The organism is Paenibacillus barcinonensis (assembly GCF_003217495.1).
GTDB classification, from domain to species: domain Bacteria; phylum Bacillota; class Bacilli; order Paenibacillales; family Paenibacillaceae; genus Paenibacillus; species Paenibacillus barcinonensis.
This window is the reverse complement of sequence record NZ_QJSW01000019.1, coordinates 5,130-16,831: the sequence shown is the minus strand read 5'-3', so window position 1 is coordinate 16,831 and position 11,702 is coordinate 5,130. Positions and strand designations below refer to the sequence as shown.

The following is an 11,702-nucleotide window of genomic DNA, read 5'->3' as shown; positions in this document are numbered from 1 at the left end:
GGATACTATATCATACAAATTCTGGACGAGCAACACATTTATTCTAACTGATTCACCTAAGAGCCGTAAGGCGCGCCAAATTCAATAATATTTCGATCAGGATCCAGAATAAAGATCTGGGCGAATCCTGCCACACTATCAGGTCTCGCCTCATATTCGATGCCCTGCTGCTCCAGCCAGGCAATCGTCTCTGAATAGCTGACCACCCACAGTGCAAAATGTCCATCGGTTGTATCAATTCCTGCTTCACGAAGCGTGTGCCCCTCTGGATGCTGCAGCAGATGAAGCTGCTGACTTCCAATCGCGTACCACGCACCCGTTGAACGAAACGGCGGACGTTCAATCTCCTGCATGCCTAACAAGCCGGAATAAAACTTTTTTGCCGTCTGCAAATCTCGAACCGCCAAGCTGACATGATGAATATGCGCATACCTGATCATATCTGAATTGTCCCCTTCCCCGTGTCTACAATAAAAAGTATAAGGCCCCCGTCTATTCTATACCATTTTGAAGTGTCACCAAAGTCCAAAAAAACACCCCTGACCCTCATTCGATAACCCACAGGTTAATCCGAATTCAGCTTCAGAGGTGTTCCATTTAAAACGTATTACAGTTCGCGGTGCTCTTATTTCGCAGCGTCCAATGCCTCTTGAGGAACCTTGATTTCCGCTACCTTGTCATGGTTGGAGAACGATGTGTCCATTTTCATATCCATCGTCATTTTCTGACCGTTTTGCTCCATTTCCATAACCATCGCTACATCAATGTTCTCAAGCAAAAACGTTTCCTTGTTAATCATATATTTCATCTTCATGCTCTTGATGGTCATCTGATCCAGCAAAGCCTGCATTTGGGCATCTGAGCCGTTTTGTTCCATCACGGCTTTACCCAATTCCTTGACATTGTCACCTGAAACGTCCGCGTTCAGAACGTAACTGTCGCCCTCTTCTGTAATTTTGATATCTTCTTTCACTTTTTTGAACTGATCCAGCTCTTTTTCGGGATTCATGCTGGCTTTCATCTGCTCAATCAATTCCTTCGTTTGGGCCTCAGGGATGCTTACCCACTGGTCTCCAACCTGGGAGTAAATATTGTCCGAAGTAATATACTGTTTCACGTTTTGCTTTTGTCCCGACATATCCATTTCCATCTCTTGATAGATCATCATTGGATCTTTAATAATATCCATCTTGAGCGATGTTTTCACCTGCTGATCCTGAGATTGCTCTCCGGCATCCAGCTTGATTTTCTGATCAATGTTCGCTTCCGTAGTGAAGCTTTTCAGCGCTTTAGTGGCCTCACCTGTTTTGGCAAGCAATTCGTCCAGTGTAGGAACAGCCGCACTCTGTCCTTCTGTCTTGCTGCTCTCCGTTGTTGTTCCACTTCCTGTCGCAGGAGCTGCGGAGTTATCTTTGTCATTCCCGCATGCCGCCAAGCTCACTACCAGTAAAGCCCCAATAATCATTGTCGTCCACTTCTTCAAGTTGTTATCCTCCCAATAATGTAAAAATAATGTGATCTGCATTATTACCCAATAATTGCCGATATTAATCATCTTACATGGAATTGCTTTCTTATGGAAGATTATCCTGAAAAACTGCTACTTCTATACTTATAGAAATCGTTCTTTAGTCTCAGGTGTAGGCAGCATACAGGCTTCATCCTTCCCGAACCAGCGGTACCGATTGCGTGCAACCCAGTTGTAAGCTGTATTCCGAATAAATTTGGGAACGATGATAAACACATAAAGCAGCGGGTAGGGGAACTTCAAACCTTTAGCCAGCCTTAATGCCGCAGTCGAGCGTGTGTAGTATTTTCCATCTTCAATCAACACAAATGTATCCATGCTGTCTGTGCTCAGGCCTCCCTTTTCCAGTAAACCCTTGGCGACATCCGATTGAAGTGATGCAAAATGATATTTCCCTTCCGGGTCCCGCTTGATAATCCATTTCGTTAATCCCTGGCAGAAGTGACACACGCCGTCCACAAGAACGATCGGGTGTCCCTCATGTTTGTCCCTTTGAGCTGCCATAATGTTAGCCTCCTCATCTGGTGCTGTTCCATTACTTACCCACTTTTGAGCCCATGCCTTCTCCTGCCAAAAGAAAAAAAGCGCAGGCACTATGCCCACGCTCATATCTGTCAGCCAATTACTCGGCCAATGCTTTTTGCATCCATTCATCTTCGATCATTTGCTGATGCAAATCGCCCGACCATTGATCCATGCATTTGCAGATGAAATCTTTACGGCATACAGGACAAGGTGTCTTTTGCAGACGGCTGATTGCAGTCATTTTCCAATCCGGTGCTTTGGAGTAGAATACACGGCACTGTGTACCATCCACGAGTTTCATCGTAAATTCATACAAACCGTCTTTTTCATTTTTACTGGCCACTTGCAGTTGTGCAATACTTGGTCTATAAGACATGGATATCACCTGTGAATTCAAATTTGGTTCATGCTAATAACACTGACACTTTTCGTACTAAGTCATATTAAAGAAATTTCAGGTCAATGTCAACTCAAGAACGCTCATCCGCCAAACAGAATATCCAGAATAGTGCCGACTTGTCCCTGCTTCTTGCCTTTGAGCACGTCTGGATTAAAAACTTCCACATAACCACAGGACGTACAGGATACAAATAAATAATGATTATGCTGAATATCAAACACCTTGCTTAGCCCTGCTCCCGACATCGAAACCTCCTTGATGTTGCAATCCGTTCCCCGACATTTGGTGCATACAAACCTTCTCTCAATCATCTCTTCAATACTCATGACCGTTCCCCCCTTATGGAAATGTATAGCATGAAGTGATTATACTGACTGCCTGTTATGTAAAAGAGTACGCGCTAACCAGGGGATTCTCCTCCCCTTTGTTTCAGATTCAGATAACCAAGCACCAAGCCCTGCTGATCTGCCAGCAGGGCTTGGTGCTTGAACATCAGGTATCCTAAGGATACCCCGCTCTTTATTTTACGCCTGACTCTTGATAAGAGAGCCTCTATTTATTGCATTTATACTACATTCAGCACAACGTCGATGTTGCCGCGTGTTGCCTTGGAATACGGGCAGAAGTCATGTGCTTTACGGGCAAGCTCCTCCGCCTGACTGTGATCTACTCCCGGAATGCTTACATCCAGACGCACCGCCAGTTTGAAGCCGTCATCCGTAGGGTCCTTGCCGATGGATACGTTGCTCGTGACAACGACATTTTCCAATTTCACACCCGCTTTACGAGCTACGTTAGCAAGAGCACTTTCATAACATGCTCCATATCCGGCTGCAAACAACTGCTCAGGGTTTGTCCCTTCACCGCCAGCGCCTCCCAGCTCTTTCGGCATTTTCAGATCATGCTGTAGTACACCGTCCGAAGAAGCTACCGAGCCTGTTCGTCCACCCTTTACCGTTGCTGTTGCTGTATATAAAGCTTCCATCAGAATCTCTCCTTCACTGCTCGAATTTGAACTGCCTACAATTCATTTTAAACTTCTGGCTCGTTTTGAAACGTCTTGCTCGTATTCTTTAACAGCTTTTACATTTGACTTCATTTCATGCATCCATTTTAACCCGTCGCATGTATTCCATCTGAAACCTCTCCCAGGGTGAGCCCCAAACCTCTTTCGTGGCTACTCTGGAACGCTTCCATCCGAGCATACTGAAATTTATCACAAGTCCGGTGAGATCATTCACACCCGCAATATAAACGCCATGTGTAGCACAGCTTTTGTCTCAATACATAAAAGTTGCACTAGACAAAAAGTATTGAGTGTGTACAATGTAAATATGAACATAAAATTTTAGATATATTAGCCCTCACGTTTATTGCAAAATAACAATTTATATTTTCGTTCCAGTGCATAATATACAGCACCACGATCTCATCGGCTGTTAATCGGCCCCCATCTTAATGTAAAGTCAGGTGATCCATCTATGAGTCAACGAAATCCATTCAATGTCCCATCCGGTGAAGTGGCTTCTGCCACTGGCATGGCTCCGTCGCTGGGTGAAGCCCACAGCTCCATGAAAGTACCCAAAGATGCAGTCTGGTGGAAAAAATTTCTCGCCTTTGTCGGTCCAGGTTATCTTGTTGCTGTCGGATATATGGACCCCGGTAACTGGGCTACAGATATCGCAGGAGGCTCCCAGTTTGGCTACACCCTGTTGTCCGTCATCCTCATATCCAATATGATGGCCGTGGTTCTGCAATCTCTTGCAGGCAAGCTGGGCATTGTGACCGGACGAGATTTGGCGCAGGCTTGCCGTGAACGCTTCAGCTTCCCTGTAGTTATGATGTTATGGGTTCTGTGTGAGCTTGCCATCGCAGCAACCGATCTGGCTGAGGTCATCGGCTCGGCCATCGCCCTGAAGCTGCTGTTTAATATTCCCATGCTGTACGGGGTCATTATTACCGCAGTTGATGTACTAATCATTCTTGTACTGCAAAATAAAGGCTTCCGCGCGCTAGAGACTCTTGTCATCGTGCTGATGGCTACCATTGCGCTCTGTTTCGGAATCGACCTCTTTCTGGCGAAACCGGACATGGGCGGTGTACTGCACGGCTTTCTTCCTAGCAGTGAAATTATACAGAACCCGGCGATGCTCTACATCGCCATCGGTATCATCGGGGCTACTGTCATGCCCCATAACCTGTATCTGCATTCTTCCATTGTTCAGACCCGTCAGATCGAGCAAACAGCTCAGGGTAAAAGAGAAGCCATCCGTTACACCACGATGGATTCAACCATCGCACTGACACTGGCCCTGTTCATTAATGCTGCCATTCTGATTGTATCTGCCGCAGTATTCCACAGCGCAGGCATGACGCAGGTGGCCGAGATTTCAGATGCATATCATCTGCTGACTCCGCTACTCGGCACAACCCTTGCCAGCGTCCTGTTTGGCGTCGCTTTGCTTGCATCAGGTCAGAACTCCACCCTTACGGGCACACTCGCCGGACAGATCGTCATGGAGGGTTTTCTGAACATTCGTATTCCGGCATGGCTACGTCGTCTCGTCACACGTCTGATCGCGATCATTCCGGCCGTTATCGTTACCGCCATTGCGGGGGAGCATGGTACAGAGGAGCTTTTGATCCTGAGCCAGGTTATATTATCCTTGCAGCTTCCATTTGCCGTCATTCCGCTGGTCATGTTCACGAGTGACAAAAAAAGCATGGGTCAATTTGCCAACAAGCTCTGGCTCAAGATCGTTTCCTGGACGATTGCAGCCATCATCGTGGTCTTAAATGTGTACCTGATTATCCAGACCATAATGCTGTTTTAATGTTTATTGTCGTCTCCAAATATTAAAGGCTGATGCACACTGGTTTCATCACACCCCAGATGCATCAGCCTTTATTTAGTCTTTTTTCAACACATAGCCTCAGCCACATGCACCTCTAACCTGAACTAGCCTCACTTTACTAACCTGACAACACTCACACGGAACGGTTCTCATCCGAAGACACATCTGGTATAAGCAGCGGCAGCAGTTCATCCAGCGATTCCACCGTCCAGTCTGCACGCTCATGCTCGGACATTACGGGTTGAAATCTTCCATATCCCTGAAGAATACGAATCGTATGCAAGCCCAGACTGCGAGCCGGAACGATATCATTATCAATCCGATCCCCAATCATCACCGCTTCCTCCGGGGCACATCCAGCCTGTTTCAAGGCAACCGCATACAATTCCGGGTCCGGCTTGGACACTCCCTCTTCTGCCGAGCAAGCGAGCACATGAACATACTTCCGAAGTCCATAGCTCTCCAGCCTCATCTCCGTCCCAGGGCTCTGATTCGCAATAATGCCAATGAGATAGTGATGCGACAGCTGCTCAAGCACCTTGGCCGCAGAAGGAAAGGGGCGTTCCAGCTCCTTGTGGAATTTCAGCTTGTCCTGAATCTGCTTGCGGTGACCTTCATCCTGAATGTAAGTCTGTATAGCCACCTTCATAGGCCATTGTTCGTAGCTCTGGTAACATTGTGCAAACAGCTCTCGTACAGCCTCAATCTTAACAGGATAACCGCAGGCATTCGCCTCACGTACAAACTGGCCGATAATATCGTCCACAGGCTCCCATTCATCCACCAGCGTATCCCCTACATCAAAAAACAACCACTTCAACCCGGCAATATCCGGCAAGCCGATTCCTCCTTGTACGCCGCTAATGACCATCCCGGGCGCGCATGCTGTATCCATAAAAAAAGAAGACCCACGACAAGCATGAGTCTCCTCAAATTCCGTTAGTCCATACCTGTAATTATAACAGGCGCCTTACACAGGATCAATCATAAGCTGCTTGCTTCAGCTTCGATATTGCAACCATTAAGCAAGAAACCAACTTCCCCATTTAACGAATATACAATTTTGTCTGCACCCATGCCCCGATAAATTCCTTTTGGATGACTTTGCTCCGTTATAACGCACAGAGGCTTCGATGTCCAGGAGCGAACAATCTGCAAGTAACGACAAGTCAGGTTCAGACTGTTTTCAAAAATAAATACGTTGCCTACACTGGCTTGCGGCAGAAACCATTTTTGAGCTGCTGCTGTATTCATACGAATGACATGCTCTACTCCGATCCGGCGGAGCTTGCGCTCCTCACCCGCACTGTTTGTCAGAACGGCAAAAGGCATTTTTTTGTACATCAGCAGCTTCACAAACTTACGTCCAGCTTCATTCGGAGCCGTTACTAGAATCATCTCTGTATCCATCATTCGTTCCTCCCTTGGCGTGAAAAGACAACAAAAAAGAAGCGTGGGGACCAAGGCCTCCGAAACGCTTCTTAAATAATCCATGGCGAAAACGCCATGAACCAGCGTGCGGTTTGTTGCCTCTCCCTTTAACGCTTACGAGGTTAGCTGACGGATTCGGACGCGAGAGTCGCCCTATTTCCGGCTGTCACCGGAAAATTCACCCCATGGATGTCTGCTGCTATATTCAGCCCATCCTGTTGGTTCCCCCGTTTTCCACCCACGATGAATGGAAACTCAGCGATTGAAACATCGTTCGTAAATCTTGATTGTAAGACCGATCGATATCATCGTTTGTTTCGTTTTTCAGGTACAATATAATTAAAATTCAAATTACGCTTTGAATCATACACCCATGCCATGATCATGTAAAGTCCGCGCAGATCACCCAATTGTCAGATTTCCGGCAATAAACTTCTATAATAACGCTTACAATGAGCTTATGCGCTATCCACCTCCTCCAAGCTGTCTAATTCTCGACCGCACAAAAATTAATTAAATTGTCTGCATCCATTCTGCGAACAAGATAGAGCTAAGGGGAATAAATCAAGGTCAGTAAATAAATTTTGCATTATTTAATTGCATAAAATATAATGAATATATCAATATAATATGATGGAGGCGATCCCATGTCAGTCTATGATTACAAAGTCAACTCCCTTCGCGGACAAGAGATTGAAATGTCCCAATATCGCGGTAAAGTGTTGTTAATTGTAAATACCGCAAGCCAGTGCGGCCTCACCCCTCAATTCAAGGGCTTGCAGGAACTGAAAGATCAATTCCAGGAGGCCCCGTTTGAAGTGCTTGGCTTCCCTAGCAACCAGTTTGCGCAGGAGAAAGGGTCCTCTGATGACATCGCTGAGTTTTGTCAGATGAACTATGGCGTAAGCTTCCCTATGTTTGAGAAAATTGACGTTAACGGCGCTAGTGCTCACCCGTTATTCCAGCATATTACGAAGGAAGCACCAGGTTTGCTCGGCTCCAAGGCTATTAAATGGAATTTCACCAAATTCCTTGTTGATCAGGAAGGAAAGGTTGTGAAGCGTTATGCTCCACAGACTACACCTGACAAAATTGTAGAGGATATTCAGAAACTGTTGAAGTAAACCTAGCACAATGAATTCTTCACCCTGTTTAAAGGCCGCCCCAAACCACAGAGCTTCGGCTCTGTCCCGGTTTACAGGGTGGCTTTTTTTTATATAGGCCGTTGAAAACGTAGGTTTGATTCCCTGGCGCACTCCCCACTGTCCGTTATGTTTTGTTTTAAAATACAAAAAAAAGAAGCTTCCCGTGCTGGGAAGCTTCTTCAGTAACACTTCATTATAATGCGGTCGAGAGGACTCGAACCTCCACGGGCATACGCCCACTACCCCCTCAAGATAGCGTGTCTGCCATTCCACCACGACCGCATGTCGTAAATTATCGGCAACAGAATTGATTATACCGGAATATAATCTAAATGTAAAGCCTTTATTTAATTACGCTAAAAATCAGTCATATTTTACGAATTTGCACATATCCTGAATCTGATTCAATAAAAAACGCTACAGCCGCAAATCAACCAGAATGATTCTCCTTCCGACACCGTATTTTCAAGTCATTTGTAACAGCGCATATGTTATATTATCTAACACATTTAAATAAATAATTCGAATTTTAATCTTTTTCAGATGTAGACCATTGACAAAACACGGATAATTATGTGAATATATATATCATATAATTCGGATTTTAACACATATGATTTGAAAAAGATTGTTTTATGTAATGAATGTTAACAAAACAAGCACTGGAGGCGAAAGATCGTGAACCGTGGCAATAAGCTGCTAGATTACGTGAAGCTACTTGATCCCTCTGTGCAGGTTGGAGGGTTCTCCCATTTCTTCGGCATGGATGCACATATCAGGGAAGGCACCATTCGTACCGCCGAGGATCTTGAATCATTCATGCGTTGCCAGCTCCATCCCAGTCTGGTCCGTCTTGAAGGTATGGCCATCAAAGGCATCTATACCGCAATCGATCACAAAGACACCTGGCGGATCGCGCTGATCGACAAGCTTGTTCATGTGCAGCGCACACCAGCCGAGCTCAGAGAACAAGCAGCTACCATCGGCAAGCGTTTAATCAAGCTATCTCACGCCCTGCATCCATGGATCGACTTCAAACCGCTTGAACAGATTTTCGCTAAATACAATTCCGTCGGCTGTCTCTCCACCGTTCACGCCTGGATTAACCACCATCTCGACATCCCCGTCGAAGAAGCAGTCCTCGGTTATCTGCATTCAGCCATGTATGCCTGTATATCCGAAGCCTCCAAAGTTATTCCTCTAAGTGAAGATGTCACCAAGGAGCTGCTCGGTCGCCTGACCACAGACCTTGAGAATGAATGGAATACCGTGAGTGCCTCTTCCCCGGATGGACACATGCATCCTGCATCACTGTCTATGAAGACGTTATTCCCCAGCTTCCATATGCTCGGAGCCGGACTTCACGCTTACAGGGCATAAGAAGCTCCCCACCTGCCCCTCTCTTAATCACATGCAAAAACACGCCGCAACCCCCTTGCTGGCGTGTTTTTTCGTTTATACAAGCTCCAGCACTCTCAGTCTGTAGATCCCCTAAAAACGTATTTACGTCATTTTAATTCAAAAAATACACTTATTTCCGTCTTTTTTAATTGTTAGATGACGAAATTACGTATATAATGGAAATTACAGCTCGCATCTCTATCTATTTTACACGAAGAAACGCTTGCTGAATACTATAATTCCAATCAGGGGTGAACCCTTTTGAACAAGAAAAAACCCGTCACTCCGTTCGGATGGGCTATCAAACGACGGCTAACCGAACTACAGGTTGACCAAAAAACCTTTTGCGAACAGCATGGCATACCACCCTACCGACTGTCCAATCTTATTCATGGTACACGTAAAGCAACGAGATTCAGGCATCAGGTAGCTGATATTTTGGACATACCAGAGGAACTGCGATAACATTTCTTTTATCCAAGGAGGACTTCACTCATGAGACACATGACATCCGACCTCGAAAGCCTGTCGTTCCAGTCCACCAATCATCAGCTAATCATCATCGACCAGCATTGGATCATTCGAAGTTGCAACCGAGCCTGGGAGCGTGGATTCCACAAACCCTTTTCACAAGCAGGCAGCCGCCACAAGAACTACCTTCACCTGATGGAAGCATGGACAGCACAGCGGGATGTCCCCCCAACCCGGTTTGCACAGCATCTGAGACACAACATCGTGCCTTTCAAGCAAGCTCATACATACGACATCTCTGTGTCAACTCCGTTCAAGGAAGTGAAGTGGTTTCGTGTAGAGCTAACCCCATTACATGACGGCTCCTGTTTCGGCGATGACCTTGCCTTGATTGCTCATACCGATATCACCGAACAAAAAAAGACCGAGCAACAGTTAAGACAAGCTCTGATCGAAGCACGCACACTGTACGGTTTGTTGCCCATATGCGCCGTATGTAAACATATCAAGGACGAATCAAACGAATGGAACTCCGTGGAACACTATCTGGAGAAACACACCTCTGCCGAATTCACCCATGATATCTGTCCTGAATGCATCCGCAGACTCTATCCGAAATACTCGAGCATCCTGGACAAGCTCCATTAAAAGCTCAGATTACACTCAGTCTCCACCCTCCAATGACAGCATACAAAAAAAAACCTCGTCTGCTTCCGAATGATTCGGAACAGATGAGGCTCCATCCGTGATCCTGGGTCTGGTTCCGATTCACAGCTTCGGTTCTGACTTCCGGTTCCTGCTCCATGTCAGGATCACTCCCGACCCTGGGGGTCCGTTACATCATCATCCCCCTGCTCGGATTCATAACGATAACCGCCGCCTTCTTTACTTTCCTTGAATTTACGATAACGGGTGAACTCAATATATTCACTGATAAAAGACTGCTCCACAGTCGTTAATTCACTCTCTTGGCAATCCAATTGCCGCAACACGTTAAAAAAATAATCCTCCCGTTTTTCGCGTACAATTGCCTCTTTCGATAAACGCCCTATCATAAGCCAATCCAGGCTCACATCGAAAAACGCAGCAATTTCAATCAGTTTATTGGTGCTCGGGATGGATTTTCCACGTTTCCAGTCACCCAGATTACCTGTGCTAATCTTCAGCTGTTGACAGAAAGCCTTCTTCGTCATGCCTTTTTCGGCAATCAGGTGTTCAATTCGCTCATAGATTGACTGCATGCCAGAACCGCCTTCCAACTGTATTAATCCACTTATAGTCACACGATAGAATTATAGCACAGCTTCAGCCCAATACAGCAGTTGAAGCATGTTCATATTCCCAACGAGCCACGATACTCGTGAACCACTAAATATGTTCTTTTTCTACCATCAGCTGATGCCCTAACCAAAAAAGCTCCGTACTGTCTTCGGAGAAACTGGATGCAGATAGAGCTTTTTATGTACTATATCCTACTACACTCATCACAACAAAACGCACTTCGGTCTGCTTGCCAGCAGCCGCACTCCCCGAAGCGTTAATTTTCTTCTTGATCCGATGCCGCGTCATCGCGCTGTTCAGACGGGTAGAGATAACCGCTACCTTCTTTACTTTCCTTGAATTTGCGATAACGGGTGAACTCAATATATTCACTGATAAAAGACTGCTCCACAGTCGTTAATTCACTCTCTTGGCAATCCAATTGCCGCAACACGTTAAAAAAATAATCCTCCCGTTTTTCGCGCACAATTGCCTCTTTCGATAAACGTCCTATCATAAGCCAGTCCAAGCTCACATCGAAAAACGCAGCAATTTCAATCAGTTTATTGGTGCTCGGGATGGATTTTCCACGTTTCCAGTCACCCAGATTACCTGTGCTAATCTTCAGCTGTTGACAGAAAGCCTTCTTCGTCATGCCTTTTTCGGCAATCAGGTGTTCAATTCTC

General features: G+C 45.9%; 15 protein-coding genes, 1 tRNA gene and 1 riboswitch. Of the genes, 5 read left to right on the top strand and 11 right to left on the bottom strand.

What is annotated here, in order from left to right:
* Window positions 1-56: 56 nt before the first annotated feature.
* From DFQ00_RS22080 to DFQ00_RS22055, 6 genes are all read right to left on the bottom strand, one after another.
* Window positions 57-440 carry a VOC family protein gene (locus DFQ00_RS22080; RefSeq protein ID WP_110898645.1) on the bottom strand — a complete coding sequence of 128 codons (384 nt, stop codon included), beginning with the start codon at window positions 438-440 and terminating at the stop codon, window positions 57-59.
* Between the two features lie 185 nt (window positions 441-625).
* Entirely contained in the window at window positions 626-1,483 is an 858-nt protein-coding gene (locus tag DFQ00_RS22075) for a DUF6612 family protein (protein ID WP_110898644.1), read from the bottom strand.
* Between the two features lie 129 nt (window positions 1,484-1,612).
* Entirely contained in the window at window positions 1,613-2,032 is a 420-nt protein-coding gene (locus DFQ00_RS22070; protein ID WP_110898643.1) for a thiol-disulfide oxidoreductase DCC family protein, read from the bottom strand.
* A 118-nt stretch (window positions 2,033-2,150) separates the two neighbouring features.
* Window positions 2,151-2,429 (bottom strand): hypothetical protein, encoded by a 279-nt coding sequence (locus DFQ00_RS22065; RefSeq protein ID WP_110898642.1) that lies wholly within the window; start codon window positions 2,427-2,429, stop codon window positions 2,151-2,153.
* 104 nt (window positions 2,430-2,533) lie between these two features.
* Window positions 2,534-2,779 carry a zinc ribbon domain-containing protein gene (locus DFQ00_RS22060; protein WP_110898641.1) on the bottom strand — a complete coding sequence of 82 codons (246 nt, stop codon included), beginning with the start codon at window positions 2,777-2,779 and terminating at the stop codon, window positions 2,534-2,536.
* A 239-nt stretch (window positions 2,780-3,018) separates the two neighbouring features.
* Window positions 3,019-3,438, bottom strand: a complete 420-nt coding sequence (locus tag DFQ00_RS22055) for an organic hydroperoxide resistance protein (protein ID WP_110898640.1) — start codon at window positions 3,436-3,438, stop codon at window positions 3,019-3,021.
* A gap of 553 nt (window positions 3,439-3,991) precedes the next feature.
* Between DFQ00_RS22055 and DFQ00_RS22050 the strand changes: the two genes are divergently transcribed.
* Complete coding sequence (locus DFQ00_RS22050; RefSeq protein WP_110898716.1) at window positions 3,992-5,287, top strand: Nramp family divalent metal transporter; 1,296 nt, start codon at window positions 3,992-3,994, stop codon at window positions 5,285-5,287.
* Window positions 5,288-5,441: 154 nt separating this feature from the next.
* On the opposite strand, the gene DFQ00_RS22045 is transcribed toward DFQ00_RS22050, so the two are convergent.
* On the bottom strand, window positions 5,442-6,203 hold the full coding sequence (locus DFQ00_RS22045) for an HAD family hydrolase (RefSeq protein WP_110898639.1): 762 nt from the start codon (window positions 6,201-6,203) through the stop codon (window positions 5,442-5,444).
* 89 nt (window positions 6,204-6,292) lie between these two features.
* Entirely contained in the window at window positions 6,293-6,718 is a 426-nt protein-coding gene (locus DFQ00_RS22040) for a hypothetical protein (protein ID WP_110898638.1), read from the bottom strand.
* A gap of 117 nt (window positions 6,719-6,835) precedes the next feature.
* A riboswitch (cyclic di-AMP (ydaO/yuaA leader) is annotated at window positions 6,836-7,010 on the bottom strand.
* Between the two features lie 376 nt (window positions 7,011-7,386).
* Here DFQ00_RS22040 and DFQ00_RS22035 point away from each other — a divergent pair.
* Entirely contained in the window at window positions 7,387-7,863 is a 477-nt protein-coding gene (locus DFQ00_RS22035; protein ID WP_110898637.1) for a glutathione peroxidase, read from the top strand.
* 220 nt (window positions 7,864-8,083) lie between these two features.
* Here DFQ00_RS22035 and DFQ00_RS22030 read toward each other — a convergent pair.
* Window positions 8,084-8,166 (bottom strand) — tRNA-Leu (locus DFQ00_RS22030).
* A gap of 396 nt (window positions 8,167-8,562) precedes the next feature.
* On the opposite strand from DFQ00_RS22030, the gene DFQ00_RS22025 reads away from it, so the two are divergent.
* The 3 genes from DFQ00_RS22025 to DFQ00_RS22015 all read left to right on the top strand — a co-directional run bounded on the left by DFQ00_RS22025 (window position 8,563) and on the right by DFQ00_RS22015 (window position 10,404).
* A complete protein-coding gene (locus tag DFQ00_RS22025; protein ID WP_110898636.1) occupies window positions 8,563-9,264 on the top strand; it encodes an urease accessory protein UreF in 702 nt (233 codons plus the stop codon).
* 282 nt (window positions 9,265-9,546) lie between these two features.
* Window positions 9,547-9,750 carry an XRE family transcriptional regulator gene (locus DFQ00_RS22020; protein WP_110898635.1) on the top strand — a complete coding sequence of 68 codons (204 nt, stop codon included), beginning with the start codon at window positions 9,547-9,549 and terminating at the stop codon, window positions 9,748-9,750.
* 30 nt (window positions 9,751-9,780) lie between these two features.
* A complete protein-coding gene (locus DFQ00_RS22015; RefSeq protein ID WP_110898634.1) occupies window positions 9,781-10,404 on the top strand; it encodes a nitrogen regulation protein NR(II) in 624 nt (207 codons plus the stop codon).
* 164 nt (window positions 10,405-10,568) lie between these two features.
* Here DFQ00_RS22015 and DFQ00_RS22010 read toward each other — a convergent pair whose 3' ends face one another.
* Window positions 10,569-10,997: a helix-turn-helix domain-containing protein gene (locus tag DFQ00_RS22010; RefSeq protein WP_110898633.1), complete on the bottom strand. Its 429-nt coding sequence runs from the start codon at window positions 10,995-10,997 to the stop codon at window positions 10,569-10,571.
* A gap of 296 nt (window positions 10,998-11,293) precedes the next feature.
* Window positions 11,294-11,702, bottom strand: a 409-nt coding sequence (locus tag DFQ00_RS22005; RefSeq protein WP_110898632.1) for a helix-turn-helix domain-containing protein, incomplete at its 5' end; no start/stop codon positions are given.